This is a genomic window from Pseudomonas sp. FG6, from assembly GCF_057809015.1.
In genome coordinates, this window is record NZ_JBMDJD010000002.1 from 185173 (window position 1) to 200597 (window position 15425).

Sequence of the window (15425 nt, forward strand, 5' to 3'; positions counted from 1 at the left end):
GAGCGGGCAGCAAACCAATGGTTTAACTTGAATGAACGTTCAAGTTAAACATAGATAGGTGGCTAAGGACTAATTCCAGGGCCAAACGGTCGACTTCCTACATCGGCCTACGGGAAGGTATGACGGTGCTGGGTGCGTATTCGTTCATAGCCATGTCCAGCCGAGCTCCCACCATGGTTTCCATCGGTTTACCTCCTGTGTAAGCCACTGCCGGTTGCCCATGAATACCCACGTGCCTATAGTCCAGACATTTCCTGCAACCAGTACGGACCCATGATCAAACAACAGCTGGCGCGTTTTAACCGTCTCGACCTGCTCGGCCACCCGACTCCCCTGGAAAAACTCGATCGTCTCTCCGCCTGGCTCGGGCGCGACCTCTACATCAAGCGCGACGACCTGACCCCGCTGGCGCTGGGCGGCAACAAGCTGCGCAAGCTCGAATACCTCGCCGCCGACGCCCTGGCCCAGGGTGCGGACACGCTGATCACCGCGGGTGCGATCCAATCCAACCATGTGCGCCAGACCGCTGCCCTCGCGGCCAAACTGGGCCTGGGTTGCGTGGCCCTGCTGGAAAACCCCATCGGTACCGAGGACAGCAACTACCTGGGCAACGGCAATCGGCTGCTGCTGGAGCTGTTCGACGCCAAGGTCGAGTTGGTGGAAAACCTCGACAACGCCGACGACCAATTGCAGGCCCTGGCCAGCCGCCTGCGCAGCAATGGGAAAAAACCCTACCTGGTGCCGATTGGCGGATCGAATGCCTTGGGCGCGCTGGGGTACGTGCGCGCCGGCCTGGAGCTGGCCGAACAGATCAAGGACACCGGGCTCGAATTCGCCGCCGTGGTCTTGGCCTCGGGCAGCGCCGGCACCCACAGCGGCCTGGCGCTGGCCTTGAGCGAGGCGCTGCCGCAGCTTCCGGTGATTGGCGTCACGGTTTCGCGCAGCGAGGAAGACCAGTTCCCGAAGGTCCAGGGCCTGGCCGAACGCACCGCCCAATTGCTGGATGTGGCGCTACCGGCCGCGTTCAAGGTGAACCTGTGGGACGAGTATTTCGCGCCCCGCTACGGCGAGCCGAACGCCGGGACCTTGGCAGCGGTCAAGCTGCTCGCCAGCCAGGAAGGCCTGCTGCTGGATCCGGTCTACACCGGCAAGGCCATGGCCGGCCTGCTCGATGGCATCGGCCGCGACCGCATCGACGACGGCCCGATCCTGTTCCTGCACACCGGTGGCGCGCCGGCGCTGTTTGCCTACAACGCGGCGTTCTGAAAGGTGTGTTTGACTCCTGTGGCGAGGTCGACTGACTTAAGTGAACAGCGTTGCGTTCCCACAGGGAGCATCAATTACCTATTGGAATATCCGAGTGATTTAATATTATTTTCCAATCTATAGCGACCACTCTATAGTCTCGCCACAGGCACATTTGCTGCGAGACGCACGACCTGCTTTAAGGCAGGATGTGGCAATCTTTTCGAATCGCGGCTACGCCTTTCTCATCCATATCAAGAAAACACAGGGGCTTGTCATGAATTTTTCCGCATTACGTCGCAACCTGTTGGTAGGTTCGCTGGGCCTGGCATTGGGTGTCGGCCTGCTGGGGCAAGCGGTTGCCGGTGAGCAGTTGCAAACGATCAAAGACAAAGGCGTGATCAATATCGGCCTGGAAGGCACTTACCCACCCTTCAGCTTCGTCGACGCCGACGGCAAGCTGACCGGTTTCGAAGTGGAGTTTTCCGAAGCCCTGGCCAAGGAGCTGGGCGTGAAGGTCAAGCTGCAACCGACCAAATGGGACGGCATCCTCGCGGCACTGGAATCCAAGCGCCTAGATGCAGTGGTCAACCAGGTGACCATCTCCGAAGAGCGCAAGAAGAAGTACGACTTCTCCCAGCCGTACACCGTTTCCGGGATCCAGGCGCTGACCCTGACCAAGAATAAAGACACCATCAAGACCGCCGCCGACCTGGCTGGCAAGAAAGTCGGCGTCGGCCTGGGCACCAACTATGAACAGTGGGTCAAAGCCAACGTGCCCGGCGCTGACGTACGTACCTACGAAGATGACCCGACCAAGTTCCAGGACCTTCGTGTGGGCCGCATCGACGCCATCCTGATCGACCGTCTTGCTGCGCTGGAATACGCCAAGAAAGCCAAGGACACTGCCGCCGCCGGCGAAGCGTTCTCCCGTCAGGAATCCGGTGTTGCGCTGCGTAAAAACGAGCCCGAACTGCTGGGTGCGGTGAACAAGGCCATCGACAAGCTTCGCGCCGACGGCACGCTGAAAAAGCTTTCGGAGAAATACTTCAGCGCTGACGTCACGAAATAATGGAAGACGCTTTTCAACTTGCGCTGGACTCCGCGCCCTTCCTGCTCAAGGGCGCGTACTACACGGTCATCCTCAGCCTGGGCGGCATGTTCTTCGGCTTGCTGCTCGGGTTCGGCCTGGCGTTGATGCGTTTGTCGCGCTTCAAACTGGTGAACTGGATCGCCCGCATCTACGTGTCGTTCTTTCGCGGCACACCGTTGCTGGTGCAGTTGTTCGTGATCTATTACGGGTTGCCGCAACTGGGCGTCGAACTCGACCCGCTACCGGCGGCCCTGATCGGCTTCTCGCTGAACATGGCGGCCTATGCATGCGAAATCCTGCGAGCGGCGATCGGTTCCATCGAGCGCGGCCAGTGGGAGGCGGCGGCGAGTATCGGCATGACCCGTGCCCAGACCCTGCGCCGGGCCATCCTGCCGCAGGCGGCGCGCACAGCCTTGCCACCGCTGGGCAACAGCTTCATCTCCCTGGTCAAGGACACCGCGCTGGCGGCGACCATCCAGGTGCCTGAACTGTTCCGCCAGGCGCAGCTGATCACCGCCCGCACCTTCGAAATCTTCACCATGTATCTTGCCGCCGCGCTGATCTACTGGGTTCTGGCGAGCGTGCTCGCGCATCTGCAGAACATCCTGGAAGCCCGGGTCAATCGGCATGACCAGGAGTCCTGACCCATGATTGTCGTGGAAAAACTGACAAAGCAGTTCAAGGGTCAGGTGGTGCTCAATGGCATCGACCTGAAGATCGAAGAAGGCGAAGTGGTCGCGATAATCGGCCCCAGTGGCTCAGGCAAGACCACGTTCCTGCGCTGCCTGAACTTCCTCGAAGAACCCAGCAGCGGCCGGATCAAGGTCGGCGACATCGAAATCGATGGCAGCCGCCCACTGAACCAGCAACAGGGGCTGGTGCGGCGCTTGCGCCAGCAAGTGGGCTTCGTGTTTCAGAACTTCAACCTGTTCCCCCACCGCACCGCGTTGGAGAACGTCATCGAAGGCCCGCTGGTGGTGAAGAAGACGCCCCGTGCCGACGCCGAGAGCCTGGGCCGCAAGCTGTTGGCCAAGGTCGGCCTGGCCGGCAAGGAAGACGCCTACCCACGGCGCCTTTCCGGCGGCCAGCAACAGCGCGTGGCGATTGCCCGGGCGCTGGCGATGGAGCCTGCGGTGATCCTGTTCGATGAACCGACCTCGGCCCTCGATCCAGAACTGGTGGGTGAAGTATTGGCGACCATTCGTGGGCTGGCGCAAGAGAAACGCACCATGGTCATCGTGACCCACGAAATGGGCTTTGCCCGGGACGTGGCCAACCGCGTGGTGTTTTTCGACAAGGGCGTGATCGTCGAACAAGGCGAAGCCAAGGCGTTGTTCGCATCGCCCAAGGAAGAGCGCACCCGCCAATTCCTCAGCAAGTTTCTCTCCGCCTGATACGGCATCGAACAGGTTATTGAACGCGCTATCCCTTCCAGGAAAGGAAGTGATAGCGCGTTCATTGCTGATTTATCCCCCGCGAAATAACTCGCAACTTTCAAAGCCACCCACTTGCTTCGCTCTTAGGCGTGACAAGCGCCTGCCTGTAACAATTTCGCTTTATCGGCGCTCAATCCAACGGCGTCGACAGTCTTTCGCCAGGACGCTTCACGCGGGGGCAAGTCGAGGAAAAAGACGTTTGACGCCGAGCTTAATTAACGTCAGCACGTAGGACATTTCTGAAGACTTGCACAATGTTTTATCCAGCAAGTGCCTCTATTGACACTGAAACTGCTGAGCCCTTATCTAAGGGCAACAGGCGACGCACATTATTTTTTGTTCCGCACGGCGAGTCCTGTCGTCGGGATTGATAACTGCATAACTAAAAATATGTCGAGATTGAACGCCGTTGCTCTTCCCGAAATGGATTTCGCTTTCAAGCATCAAGGAGAACTGCATGACATGTACGTCGAAGATAACCGCCCTGGCCGCGCCCATCCTGGCCAATGCTCACCGCACCGGCGTCAACATCACCAGCGCCGCCCGCCTGGAAGTCGCCATCGCCGCCTATCCCGGCATGGACACGGGCGATTTGATCGAGCTGTTCTGGGACGACTGCTACGTCGGCTCGCACCTGGTGACGCCGCAGGATATGCAGGACAGCATCACGCTACGCATACCGGAGAGCTTCATCACCCACGGAACCTCGTGCATTCACTACCGCGTGATGCAGGTCGGACGCGGCCCGGTGCTTTCGGCCAAACGACGGGTCCAGGTCAAGCTCGATTGCCCGGGCGGCCAGCCATCGGCCTTGAGCGGCGACGAAAACCAAGGGCTGGCACCCGTGCGGATTCCGGACGCCATCCGGCGCCATGGCGTAAACCCCAATCAGGTCAAGCGCGGCGTACCGTTGACCATCGACCCCTACCTGAACATGGCGGTTGGCGATGCCGTGACGCTGCGCTGGGGTGACGTGCGCATGGACCTGCCGGCGGTCACGGCCGGCGAGGTCGGGCAGCCGATCAACATCTGGGTGCCGCCGGAGATCATCCTTGAAGCGGGAGAAGACCTGCGCCTGGAGGTGACCTACTGCATCCTCGACCGCGTGGGCAACAATTCCCAATGGGCGCCGCCGCGGACGTTGAAGATCGGTTGCGCCAATCCGTACCTCAAGAGCCCGCCGAAAGAGGCGCTCATGGTCGCCGAACCGCGTCGCACAAAAGCTTGATCGGCCCCATGCTGTTCACTCAAGAAAAACGATGACCCTGTGGCGAGGGAGCTTGCTCCCGCTGGGCTGCGTAGCAGCCCCACTCTTTGTGAACGCTTCGCACCCATTGGCAAAAAGCAAGGGTTGCTGCGCAACCCAGCGGGAGCAAGCTCCCTCGCCACAAAAAGCCTGTTCACCCTGTGAGCGCACAAAACCAACCTATCCATATTCCTAAAAGGTAGTTCTAAAACTTTTTACAAGTGAATAAGGTATATACACCGGACCACCGGACATTCCTGATTTTGTTCGTCGCAAACGCGGCGTTTTAGAAGAGATGTGAGGTGGGTATGGTACGGAACACAAACACCCCAGTGCAGGGCGCCAGGGCGCTGCCAGCAGCCACGGAGCGGCGGTGATGTCGGATCTGGCGCAAGCAAAGGTCCAGAGCGACCTGGACATCGCTCCCCTGTTGTTGCCAGCGCAGGTACTGCGCAACGACGCCGAGGCCATCAAGGCCGCTCGCGAACTGGCGCAAGTGGCCCGTCAGCAAGCCGCCCGGCGCGACCAACAACGCAAACTGCCCTGGTCGGAAATCGAACAATTCACCCGCAGCGGATTGGGCAGCATCGCCATTCCCCGGGCATACGGTGGCCCGCAGGTCTCGTTCGTCACGATCGCCGATGTGTTCGCGATCATTTCCGCCGCCGACCCGGCCCTGGGACAGATCCCGCAAAACCAGTTTGGCATTCTCCAACTGATCCTCGGCACCGGCACCGAGCGGCAGAAGAAATTCCTCCTGCAAAGCGTGCTGGAAGGCTGGCGTATCGGCAACGCCGGGCCGGAACGTGGCGTTCGCAATACCCTTGAACTCAAGACCCGGATCACTGCCGACGGCGACAGCTTTGTCATCGATGGCCAGAAGTTCTATTCCACGGGTGCGCTGTTCGCCCATTGGGTGGCGGTCAAGGCGCTCAACGACGAGGGTCGGCAAGTGCTGGCATTCGTCCGTCGTGGCACACCGGGCCTGCGCATCGTCGACGACTGGTCGGGGTTCGGCCAGCGCACCACGGCCAGCGGCACCGTGCTGCTCAACCATGTGCGGGTCGACGCCGACCTGGTCCTGGATAACTGGCGCATCAACGAAGCGCCGAATGTGCAAGGCGCGATCTCACAGCTGATCCAGGCCGCCATCGACGCAGGCATTGCCCGGGGAGCCATTGACGACGCCATCGCCTTCGTTCGCGAACGCGCCCGGCCGTGGATAGACGCCAAGGTCGAGCGGGCCAGCGACGACCTCTACGTGATCGCCGACATCGGCAAGCTGAAGATTGAACTGCACGCGGCCGAAGCGCTGCTGCGCAAGGCCGGTCAGGTACTGGACGAGGTCAGCGCCGCGCCCATCACTGCGCAGTCGGCCGCCCGCGCCTCGATTGCCGTGGCCGAAGCCAAGGTGCTGACCACCGAGATCGCTCTGCACGCCAGCGAAAAACTCTTCGAGCTGGCCGGCAGCCGCGCCACCCTCGCCGAATTCAACCTCGATCGCCATTGGCGCAACGCACGGGTCCACACCCTGCACGACCCGGTGCGCTGGAAGTATCACGCGGTAGGCGCCTACCACCTGAACGGCACCTTGCCGGCCCGGCATTCCTGGATCTGACGACCCGACCTCTGGAGCAGCACATGACGCTTTCCCAACACGTCGCGGTGATCACCAGCGATGAACAAGCCCTGATCGTGGCCAACGACCTGGCCGATGACTTCAAGCGCGACAGCGCCCTGCGCGACCGCGAGCGTCGCCTGCCGCACCCGGAGTTGGAGGCCTTCTCCCGCTCGGGCCTGTGGGGCATCAGCGTACCCAAGGCCTATGGCGGCGCCGGCGTGTCCAACGTCACCCTGGCCAAGGTTATCGCACTGATCGCCCAGGCCGACGGTTCCCTCGGACAGATTCCACAAAACCACTACTACGCGCTGGAAGTGCTGCGGGTGAATGGCAGCGAAGCGCAAAAGCAGCGCCTGTACGCCGAGGTGCTGGCCGGCCAACGTTTTGGCAATGCCCTGGCGGAATTGGGAACCAAGACCGCCCACGACCGCACCACCCAACTGCGCCGAGACGGCGCGGGTTATCGCATCAACGGTCGCAAGTTCTACGCCACGGGCGCGATCTACGCCCAGCGCATCCCCACCTCAGTGGTGGACGAGCACGGCGTGCAGCAACTGGCGTTCGTCCCCAGCAACAGCAAGGGCCTGACGGTGATCGACGACTGGAGCGGCTTTGGCCAGCGCACCACCGGCAGCGGCTCGGTGGTATTCGAAGATGTCCACGTTGCCGCCGAAGACATCGTGCCGTTCCAGCGCGCCTTCGAACGCCCCACGCCAGTCGGGCCGCTGGCGCAGATTCTGCACGCGGCCATCGACACCGGCATCGCCCGCGCGGCCTATGAAGACGCCTTGCATTTTGTCCGGACCAAAACCCGGCCGTGGATCGACGCCACCAGCGACATCGCCACTGAAGATCCGCTCACCCTCAAGAGTTTCGGCCAGTTGAGCATCCGCCTGCACGCCGCCGAAGCCCTGCTGGAGCGCGCCGGCGAGTTTCTCGACCAGGCCCAGGCCGCCCCTGATGCCGAGACGGTCGCCGCCGCCTCGATCGCCGTGGCCGAAGCCCGCGCCATCAGCACCGAAATTTCTCTGGCCGCCGGCACCACATTGTTCGAACTGGCCGGTAGCCAGGCGACCCTGGCCGAACATGGTCTCGATCGTCACTGGCGCAATGCCCGGGTGCACACGCTGCACGACCCGGTGCGCTGGAAATACCACGCGGTGGGCAACTTCTACCTCAACGATGAAAAGCCGCCGCTGCGGGGGACGATCTGATGGCGGCCGACAAGAAAAAGATCCTGCTCAACGCGTTCAACATGAACTGCATCGGCCACATCAATCACGGCCTGTGGACCCATCCACAGGATACGTCGACGCAGTACAACACCCTCGAATATTGGACGAGCCTGGCCCAGTTGCTCGAACGCGGGCTGTTCGACGGGCTGTTCCTCGCTGATATCGTCGGGGTGTATGACGTGTATCAGCAGTCGGTGGACGTCACGCTCAAAGAGTCGATCCAGCTGCCGGTCAACGACCCGTTGCTGCTGGTCTCCGCGATGGCCGCCGTGACGAAGAACCTCGGTTTCGGCCTCACCGCCAACCTCACCTACGAGCCGCCCTACCTGTTCGCCCGCCGCATGAGCACCCTCGATCACCTGAGTCGTGGTCGGGTCGGCTGGAACATCGTCACCGGTTACCTGGACAGCGCGGCCAAGGCCATGGGCCTGACCGCGCAAGTCGAGCACGACCGTCGTTACGACCAGGCCGACGAGTACCTGAAAGTGCTCTACAAACTCTGGGAAGGCAGCTGGGAAAACGACGCCGTACTCAACGATCGCGAACGGCGGATTTATGCCCTGCCCGAGAAGGTGCACAAGGTTCGGCACCAAGGCGAGTTCTACCAGGTCGAGGGGTATCACCTTTGCGAACCCTCGCCCCAGCGCACGCCGGTGCTGTTCCAGGCCGGCAGTTCGGAGCGCGGCTTGCTGTTCGCCGGGCAGCACGCCGAGTGCGTGTTCATCAGCGGCCAGAACAAACCGGCGACCAAGGTGCAGGTGGACAAGGTTCGCGCCAGCGCCGCCCATGCCGGGCGCAACCCCGGTGACATCAAGGTGTTCATGGGCCTGAACGTGATCGTCGGCGCGACCGAAACGGCCGCCCGGGCCAAGCATGCCGAGTACCTGGGCCATGCCAGCGCCGAGGCCGGGGTGGCGCATTTTTCCGCCTCCACGGGCATCGACTTTTCCGCGTATGAACTGGACGAGCCGATCCAGTACGTGAAGAGCAACGCCATCCAGTCCGCCACCAAGACCCTGCAAAACAACGACTGGACCCGACGCAAACTGCTGGAGCAGCACGCCTTGGGCGGTCGCTACATCACGGTGGTGGGTTCACCCGCACAGGTGGCCGATGAGCTGGAGTCGTGGATCGCCGAAACCGGCCTCGACGGCTTCAACCTGACCCGCCTCGTCACGCCGCAAAGCTACGTGGACTTCATCGACCTGGTGATCCCCGAGCTGCAGCGACGCGGCTCGTACAAGACCGAATACGACAGCGGCACTCTGCGCGAAAAGTTGTTTCACGCCGGGCGCCACTTGCCCGAACAGCACACCGGATCGAGCTACCGATACTGAACCCTGTGGGAGCAAAGCTTGCTCGCGATGCAGACACCTCGTTTTTTTGAGAGACCGCATCAACTTCATCGCGGGCAAGCCTTGCTCCCACATAGCTCTGCTCGCCACAAAAAATATGCACCGCACCTAAAATGACGGGAATAACTGACATGACCAAACGCGCGCTCTCCCTGCCAGTCAAAACCCTGGCCCTGGCCCTCGGCCTGTTCAGCTCGGCGCTGTTTGCCGCCGATGCGCCCTTGAAAATCGGCACCACTGCTGCGTTTGCCATCCCGCTGGAAGCGGCGGTGCAGGAGGCCGACAAGCAAGGCCTGAAAGTCGAGCTGGTGGAGTTCAGCGACTGGATCGCGCCCAACGTCAGCCTCGCCTCCGGTGACATCGACGTGAACTACTTCCAGCACATTCCGTTCCTGGAAAACGCCAAGGCCGCCGCCGGGTTCGACCTGGTGCCGTTCGCGCCGGGGATCATCAACAACGTCGGCCTGTATTCGAAGCAATACAAAAGCTTCGACGAACTGCCCGAAGGCGCCAGCGTCGCCATCGCCAACGACCCCATCAACAGCGGCCGCGGCTTGCAGCTGCTGGCCAAGGCCGGCCTGATCACCCTCAAGCCGGGAGTAGGCTACAAAGCCACCGAAGAAGACATCGTCGCCAACCCCAAGAAACTCAAGATCCTGCAAGTAGAAGCCGTGCAACTGGTGCGCGCCTATGATGACGCCGACCTGGTGCAGGGCTATCCCGCCTATATCCGCCTGGCCAAGACCTTCGATGCAACCTCAGCGTTGCTGTTCGACGGCCTCGATCACAAGGAGTACGTCATCCAGTTCGTGATCCAGCCCAAGAGCAAGAACGACCCGCGGTTGATCAAGTTCGTCGACATCTATCAGCACTCGCCCGCCGTGCGTGCTGCCCTGGACAAGGCCCACGGCAAGCTCTACCAGGCCGGTTGGGAAGGTTGACCATGAGCGCTGTCAACGTTCGACTCCGACATGAAACACCCACACGCCAGAGCGCCGACCAGACCGAACTGCACCCGGAATTGAACCGCGCCCACGTGCGCTTCATCGGCTTGGGCAAAACCTACGAAGGCGCCCAGGTGCCGGCGTTGCAGGGCATCGACCTGGCGATCCAGCGCGGCGAGGTGTTCGGCATCATCGGCCGCAGCGGCGCTGGCAAGTCGTCGCTGATCCGCACCATCAACCGGCTCGAACAGCCCAGCAGCGGGCGGGTGTTGATCGATCAGGTGAACATCGCCGACTACGATGAAGACCGCCTGGTGGAGCTGCGCCGGCGCGTCGGCATGATCTTCCAGCATTTCAACCTGATGTCGGCCAAGACGGTGTGGCAGAACGTCGAGCTGCCGCTGAAAGTGGCCGGCGTGCCCAAGGACCTGCGCCAGCGCAAAGTTCGCGAGCTGCTGGAGCTGGTCGGCCTGCAAGGCAAGCACAAGGCGTATCCGGCGCAACTCTCCGGCGGGCAGAAGCAGCGGGTCGGGATTGCCCGGGCGCTGGTCCATGACCCGCAGATCCTGTTGTGCGACGAGGCCACCTCGGCCCTGGACCCGGAGACCACCCAATCGATCCTCGCCCTGCTGCGTGAGATCAACCAGCGGCTGGGCCTGACCATCGTGTTGATCACCCATGAAATGGCGGTGATCCGCGAAGTCTGCGACCGGGTGGTGGTGCTCGAACAAGGACGGATCGTCGAGCAGGGTCCGGTCTGGGAAGTGTTCGGCAACCCGCAGCACGAGGTCAGTCGAACGCTGCTCGCGCCGTTGCAACACGCCCTACCGCAAGAACTGCAAGACCGTCTGCAGGGACAGCCGACATCGGCGGATGCCGCCACCGTGCTGCGCCTTCAATTCACCGGAATCGGGCGGGATGAACCCGATCTCGCCGCATTGTTCAGCGCCCTCGGTGGGCGAGTGCGGCTGTTGCACGGAGGCATCGAGCGTATCCAGGGCCACGGGTTGGGGCAACTGCTGTTGGCGGTGAGCGGCTCGTCATGGGGTGCCGAGGAACTGCGGCAACGTGCGGGTAATTGGGCACAACGGGTGGAGGTGCTGGGTTATGTGGTTTGATCGGTTGTTGCAGGGTTTCATCGACACCTTCCTGATGGTGGGCGTGTCGTCGCTGATTGCATTGCTGGCAGGCATTCCGCTGGCGGTGATCCTGGTCACCAGCGGCAAGGGCGGGATCTATGAAGCGCCGGCCTTGAACCGGGCCCTGGGGGCGTTCGTGAACCTGTTCCGTTCGATCCCGTTCCTGATCCTGATGGTGGCGCTGATCCCGTTCACTCGGCTGATCGTCGGCACCACCTACGGTGTATGGGCTGCGGTGGTGCCGCTGACCATCGCCGCCACGCCATTCTTCGCCCGCATTGCCGAAGTCAGCCTGCGGGAGGTCGACCATGGCCTGATCGAAGCCGCCCAGGCCATGGGCTGCCGGCGCTGGCACATCGTTTGGCATGTGCTGCTGCCCGAAGCCCTGCCAGGTATCGTCGGCGGCTTCACTATCACCTTGGTGACCATGATCAACTCCTCGGCCATGGCCGGGGCGATCGGTGCCGGTGGCCTGGGGGACATCGCCTACCGCTATGGCTACCAACGTTTTGACAGCCAGATCATGCTCACGGTGATCGTGTTGCTGGTGGCGTTGGTAGCGTTGATCCAACTGGGTGGGGACCGCTTGGCGCGCGGTTTGAACAAACGCTGATCAGTGGGAGCAAAGCTTGCTCCCACTGATCAGCCACAGGCAGACCACAGGCAGACCAAGGATCTTGCGGTATAGTCGGCGGACGCTCCCTACCCCAGCCAATGCCCATGAAACACAGAGCCGACGACCTGCACACCATCACTGCCACGACCCTGGGTCACTACAATTCAGTAGCCGAAAGCTTTCGCGAAGGCACCCGCGATCACGATGTCAGCCAGAACATCGACGCCTTGCTGCGACATATCCAGGGCCAGGCACCGTTGCACATTCTCGATTTCGGCTGCGGTCCCGGGCGTGACTTGCGCACCTTTACCGGGATGGGGCATGTGGCGGTCGGCCTGGACGGCTCGGCGGAATTTGCCCGGATGGCTCGCCAGGACAGCGGCTGCGAGGTCTGGCTCCAGGACTTCCTCAACCTCGACCTGCCAGCCGGACGCTTTGACGGAATCTTTGCCAACGCAGTGCTGTTCCATATCCCACTCCAGGAATTGCCCCGGGTGCTCAAACAACTGCACGCCACGCTCAAGCCGGGCGGCGTGCTGTTCAGCTCAAATCCGCGGGGCGAAAACCAGGAGGGCTGGAACGGCCAGCGCTTCGGCGCCTACCACGACCTGACGGCCTGGCGCACGCTGCTCACCGAAGCGGGGTTTATGGAGCTGGAGCACTACTACCGGCCAGCGGGGCTGCCGCGCGAGCAACAGCCTTGGCTGGCGAGTGTCTGGCGTAAACTCTGAAGACTGGCCCGCCTGGACCGGGCGGATGCTAAACCCTGTGGCGAGGGCGCTTGTTTCCAGGCCTCGTCACTCCTGCTTACCCAACCACTTGCGCGACAACTGCTCCAACCGCCCATCCTCCTTGATACGCGTCAGTGCGTTGTCCAGGCTCGCCTTGAAGGCCGGGTTGCCCTTCTGGAACGGAATCACCAGGCTCGGCGCCGGGATGCTTTTCTCTTCCGGCTGGAAAGACTGAGCCAGGACCAGCGGACGCGGCTCCGGCTCCTTGCTCGCCAGCAGTTGCGCATCCGGGTGGCTGTAAACGGCGCTGGTGTCGAAACGTTCCGCCAGTTCCGGGGTCATTGCTATGTGATTGATGGCGACGTCGTACTTGCCGCTCTCCACACCGGTCAGCAGGTCCCCGGCCTCGGTGACCACGAAATCGGCGCGCACATCGAGTTCAGCGGCCAGCATTTCACCCAGTTCCACTTCGAACCCGGTGAGCTTGCCGTCCTCCTTGAAGTTGAAGGGAGCCGTATTGCCCTCAAGGGCGATGCGCAGTTCGCCACGGTCGTTGATGTCATCGATCAGTTCGGCATGGGCCAAGGGGCTAAAAAGGGGTAGCAGGCAGATCAGGCCAGGCAGAAAACGCATGGTCACTCCTTTGTATTTGTACAAGCGGCGCTCGTTTCGGGCTCGCTTTGCTATGGTTATTGCAGGCTTCGACAACGATTGGTCATGAAGTTGTCATGGCCTCGCGGATTTCACGGAAAAAACTGGAGAAAAAAATGAAAAGTTTTATGTCTCGTGCTGCGTTGGCCAGCCTGATGTTGGGCGCTTCGATGCTGGCGTCAGCCGCGACCCCGGCACCCAAAGGTGCAGAAGTGTTCATTGTAGCGCCGCAGGACGGCGCCACCGTCAGCCAGGAATTCACCGTCAAGTTCGGCGTCAAGGAAATCGCCCTGGCTCCGGCCGGCGATATGACCAAGAACACAGGGCATCATCACCTGCTGATCGATGTCGACAAACTGCCGGCCGCCGGCGCACCGATTCCGAATGACCCCAACCACATGCACTTTGGCAAAGCGCAAACCCAGGCCGAGATCAAGCTGGCCCCAGGCAAGCACACTTTGCAACTGGAACTGGGCGACAGCGGCCACATGCCGTTCGATCCGCCGATCGTATCCCAGAAGATCACTGTCATCGTGAAGTAACCCGGCCCCGCCTGGAAAACCGCAGCCTCTTGTAGGAGAGGGCTTGCTCGCGAAGGCGGTGTATCAGTCAGTGATATATCGGCTGAAAAAACCGCCTTCGCGAGCAAGCCCGCTCCCACAGGTTGGGTTTTGTGCCAGGCAGAAAAAACGGGAGCCCCCTGCGGGGCTCCCGTTTTTCATTACAAGCCAGGCCTGCTTAGAACAGCACGCGGCAACGGATGGTGCCTTTGATGTGTTGCAGCTTCTCTTGCGCCAGGTCCGAGTATTCGGCGTCGACGTCGATCACGACGTAACCGACTTTCTCGTTGGTCTGCAGGAACTGACCGGAGATGTTGATGCCGTTTTCGGCGAAGACCTTGTTGATCTCGCTCATCACGCCCGGAATGTTCTCGTGGACGTGCAGCAGGCGGTGCTTGCCAGGGTGCGCCGGCAGGGCCACTTCCGGGAAGTTCACCGACGATACCGACGTACCGTTGTCGCTGTACTTGACCAGTTTTTCCGCCACTTCCAGGCCGATGTTGGCCTGGGCTTCAGCGGTGGAACCGCCGATGTGGGGGGTCAGGATCACGTTGTCCAGGCCACGCAGCGGGCTTTCGAAGATGTCGTCGTTGGAGCGTGGCTCCACCGGGAACACGTCGATGGCCGCGCCGATCAGGTGCTTGTCCTTGATCGCTTCGGCCAGGGCGTCGAGCTTGACCACGGTGCCACGAGCGGCGTTGATCAGGATCCCGCCCTTCTTGATGGCACGGATTTCCTTCTCGCCGATCATCCATTGGGTAGCGGCGGTTTCCGGCACGTGCAGGGTCACGATGTCGGACATGCCCAGCAACTCGTGCAAGTTGTTGACCTGGGTGGCGTTGCCCAGCGGCAGCTTGGTCACGGTGTCGTAGAAGTACACCTGCATGCCAAGGCCTTCGGCCAGTACCGACAACTGGGTACCGATCGAACCGTAGCCAACGATACCCAGCTTCTTGCCGCGGATCTCGAAGGAGTTCGCCGCGCTCTTGATCCAGCCACCGCGGTGGCAGGAAGCATTTTTCTCAGGGATGCCACGCAGCAGCAGGATCGCTTCGGCCAGCACCAGTTCGGCAACGGAACGGGTGTTGGAGTACGGCGCGTTGAACACCGCGATACCGCGCTCGCGCGCCGCGTTGAGGTTCACCTGGTTGGTGCCGATGCAGAAACAGCCGACTGCGACCAGTTTCTTGGCGTGGTCGAAGATCTCTTCGGTCAGTTGGGTGCGGGAGCGAATGCCGATGAAGTGAGCATCGGAGATCTTTTCCTTGAGCTGGGCTTCCGGCAGAGAACTGGTGATGTACTCGATGCTGGTGTAGCCCGCCGACTTGAGGACGTCGACAGCCGATTGGTGGACGCCTTCGAGAAGAAGGAACTTGATCTTGCTCTTATCGAGAGAAGTCTTGCTCATCTGCGTAACCTGTATCCCAGAGAAAAATGGCAGGGAAGTGGGCAACGTCAGGCTGCCCGCGCGGCGGATTCGCCGCGCCCGCAGCTCGGCCTGTTAGCACGCCTCTGCGGGGGGCGTATGCTAGCATATGCGACCTCCAAACACT

General features: G+C 61.6%; 15 protein-coding genes. 13 read left to right on the forward strand and 2 right to left on the reverse strand.

All coding sequences use genetic code 11. The features are described 5' to 3' along the window. Positions 1-273: 273 nt before the first annotated feature. The 12 genes from ACODSJ_RS02130 (at position 274) to ACODSJ_RS02185 (ending at position 12661) form a co-directional block, all read left to right on the forward strand. Entirely contained in the window at positions 274-1266 is a 993-nt protein-coding gene (locus ACODSJ_RS02130) for a D-cysteine desulfhydrase (RefSeq protein WP_489100153.1), read from the forward strand. A gap of 256 nt (positions 1267-1522) precedes the next feature. Continuing rightward, on the forward strand, positions 1523-2317 hold the full coding sequence (gene tcyJ, locus ACODSJ_RS02135) for a cystine ABC transporter substrate-binding protein (protein ID WP_489100154.1): 795 nt from the start codon (positions 1523-1525) through the stop codon (positions 2315-2317). Further along, a complete protein-coding gene (tcyL, locus tag ACODSJ_RS02140; RefSeq protein ID WP_489100155.1) occupies positions 2317-2982 on the forward strand; it encodes a cystine ABC transporter permease in 666 nt (221 codons plus the stop codon). The genes tcyJ and tcyL overlap by 1 nt, the downstream gene beginning before the upstream one ends. Positions 2983-2985: 3 nt before the next feature. Beyond that, positions 2986-3732, forward strand: a complete 747-nt coding sequence (gene tcyN / locus ACODSJ_RS02145; RefSeq protein WP_489100156.1) for an L-cystine ABC transporter ATP-binding protein TcyN — start codon at positions 2986-2988, stop codon at positions 3730-3732. 499 nt (positions 3733-4231) lie between these two features. Next, positions 4232-5002 (forward strand): hypothetical protein, encoded by a 771-nt coding sequence (locus ACODSJ_RS02150; protein WP_489100157.1) that lies wholly within the window; start codon positions 4232-4234, stop codon positions 5000-5002. Between the two features lie 394 nt (positions 5003-5396). Next, complete coding sequence (locus tag ACODSJ_RS02155; RefSeq protein WP_489100158.1) at positions 5397-6638, forward strand: SfnB family sulfur acquisition oxidoreductase; 1242 nt, start codon at positions 5397-5399, stop codon at positions 6636-6638. A 23-nt stretch (positions 6639-6661) separates the two neighbouring features. Beyond that, complete coding sequence (locus tag ACODSJ_RS02160) at positions 6662-7855, forward strand: SfnB family sulfur acquisition oxidoreductase (RefSeq protein ID WP_489100159.1); 1194 nt, start codon at positions 6662-6664, stop codon at positions 7853-7855. After that, positions 7855-9213 (forward strand): LLM class flavin-dependent oxidoreductase, encoded by a 1359-nt coding sequence (locus ACODSJ_RS02165; RefSeq protein ID WP_489100160.1) that lies wholly within the window; start codon positions 7855-7857, stop codon positions 9211-9213. The genes ACODSJ_RS02160 and ACODSJ_RS02165 overlap by 1 nt, the downstream gene beginning before the upstream one ends. Positions 9214-9362: 149 nt before the next feature. Beyond that, positions 9363-10172, forward strand: a complete 810-nt coding sequence (locus tag ACODSJ_RS02170) for a MetQ/NlpA family ABC transporter substrate-binding protein (RefSeq protein ID WP_489100161.1) — start codon at positions 9363-9365, stop codon at positions 10170-10172. 2 nt (positions 10173-10174) lie between these two features. Continuing rightward, positions 10175-11293, forward strand: coding sequence for a methionine ABC transporter ATP-binding protein (locus ACODSJ_RS02175; protein WP_489100162.1), 1119 nt, complete (start codon positions 10175-10177; stop codon positions 11291-11293). Continuing rightward, complete coding sequence (locus ACODSJ_RS02180; RefSeq protein WP_489100163.1) at positions 11283-11927, forward strand: methionine ABC transporter permease; 645 nt, start codon at positions 11283-11285, stop codon at positions 11925-11927. Before ACODSJ_RS02175 ends, ACODSJ_RS02180 begins: the two co-directional genes overlap by 11 nt. 107 nt (positions 11928-12034) lie before the next feature. Next, positions 12035-12661 (forward strand): class I SAM-dependent methyltransferase, encoded by a 627-nt coding sequence (locus tag ACODSJ_RS02185; RefSeq protein ID WP_489100164.1) that lies wholly within the window; start codon positions 12035-12037, stop codon positions 12659-12661. Between the two features lie 66 nt (positions 12662-12727). Here ACODSJ_RS02185 and ACODSJ_RS02190 read toward each other — a convergent pair whose 3' ends face one another. Beyond that, positions 12728-13294: a transporter substrate-binding domain-containing protein gene (locus ACODSJ_RS02190; protein ID WP_489100165.1), complete on the reverse strand. Its 567-nt coding sequence runs from the start codon at positions 13292-13294 to the stop codon at positions 12728-12730. Positions 13295-13428: 134 nt separating this feature from the next. Between ACODSJ_RS02190 and ACODSJ_RS02195 the strand changes: the two genes are divergently transcribed. Next, entirely contained in the window at positions 13429-13854 is a 426-nt protein-coding gene (locus ACODSJ_RS02195; RefSeq protein WP_489100166.1) for a DUF4399 domain-containing protein, read from the forward strand. 196 nt (positions 13855-14050) lie between these two features. Here the strand turns inward: ACODSJ_RS02195 and serA are convergent, their stop codons facing one another. Then, the gene (gene serA / locus ACODSJ_RS02200; RefSeq protein ID WP_489100167.1) at positions 14051-15280 is read right to left on the reverse strand and encodes a phosphoglycerate dehydrogenase; all 1230 of its coding nucleotides are present in this window, start codon (positions 15278-15280) and stop codon (positions 14051-14053) included. Between the last annotated feature and the right edge of the window lie 145 nt (positions 15281-15425).

Coding starts and splice junctions, on each gene's coding strand:
- tcyN (WP_489100156.1), top strand. CDS start 2,986: ATGATTGTCGTGGAAAAACTGACAAAGCAGTTCAAGGGTCAGGTGGTG.
- ACODSJ_RS02175 (WP_489100162.1), top strand. CDS start 10,175: ATGAGCGCTGTCAACGTTCGACTCCGACATGAAACACCCACACGCCAG.
- ACODSJ_RS02185 (WP_489100164.1), top strand. CDS start 12,035: ATGAAACACAGAGCCGACGACCTGCACACCATCACTGCCACGACCCTG.
- serA (WP_489100167.1), bottom strand. CDS start 15,280: ATGAGCAAGACTTCTCTCGATAAGAGCAAGATCAAGTTCCTTCTTCTC.
- ACODSJ_RS02170 (WP_489100161.1), top strand. CDS start 9,363: ATGACCAAACGCGCGCTCTCCCTGCCAGTCAAAACCCTGGCCCTGGCC.
- tcyJ (WP_489100154.1), top strand. CDS start 1,523: ATGAATTTTTCCGCATTACGTCGCAACCTGTTGGTAGGTTCGCTGGGC.
- ACODSJ_RS02150 (WP_489100157.1), top strand. CDS start 4,232: ATGACATGTACGTCGAAGATAACCGCCCTGGCCGCGCCCATCCTGGCC.
- ACODSJ_RS02160 (WP_489100159.1), top strand. CDS start 6,662: ATGACGCTTTCCCAACACGTCGCGGTGATCACCAGCGATGAACAAGCC.
- ACODSJ_RS02165 (WP_489100160.1), top strand. CDS start 7,855: ATGGCGGCCGACAAGAAAAAGATCCTGCTCAACGCGTTCAACATGAAC.
- ACODSJ_RS02190 (WP_489100165.1), bottom strand. CDS start 13,294: ATGCGTTTTCTGCCTGGCCTGATCTGCCTGCTACCCCTTTTTAGCCCC.
- tcyL (WP_489100155.1), top strand. CDS start 2,317: ATGGAAGACGCTTTTCAACTTGCGCTGGACTCCGCGCCCTTCCTGCTC.
- ACODSJ_RS02130 (WP_489100153.1), top strand. CDS start 274: ATGATCAAACAACAGCTGGCGCGTTTTAACCGTCTCGACCTGCTCGGC.
- ACODSJ_RS02195 (WP_489100166.1), top strand. CDS start 13,429: ATGAAAAGTTTTATGTCTCGTGCTGCGTTGGCCAGCCTGATGTTGGGC.
- ACODSJ_RS02180 (WP_489100163.1), top strand. CDS start 11,283: ATGTGGTTTGATCGGTTGTTGCAGGGTTTCATCGACACCTTCCTGATG.
- ACODSJ_RS02155 (WP_489100158.1), top strand. CDS start 5,397: ATGTCGGATCTGGCGCAAGCAAAGGTCCAGAGCGACCTGGACATCGCT.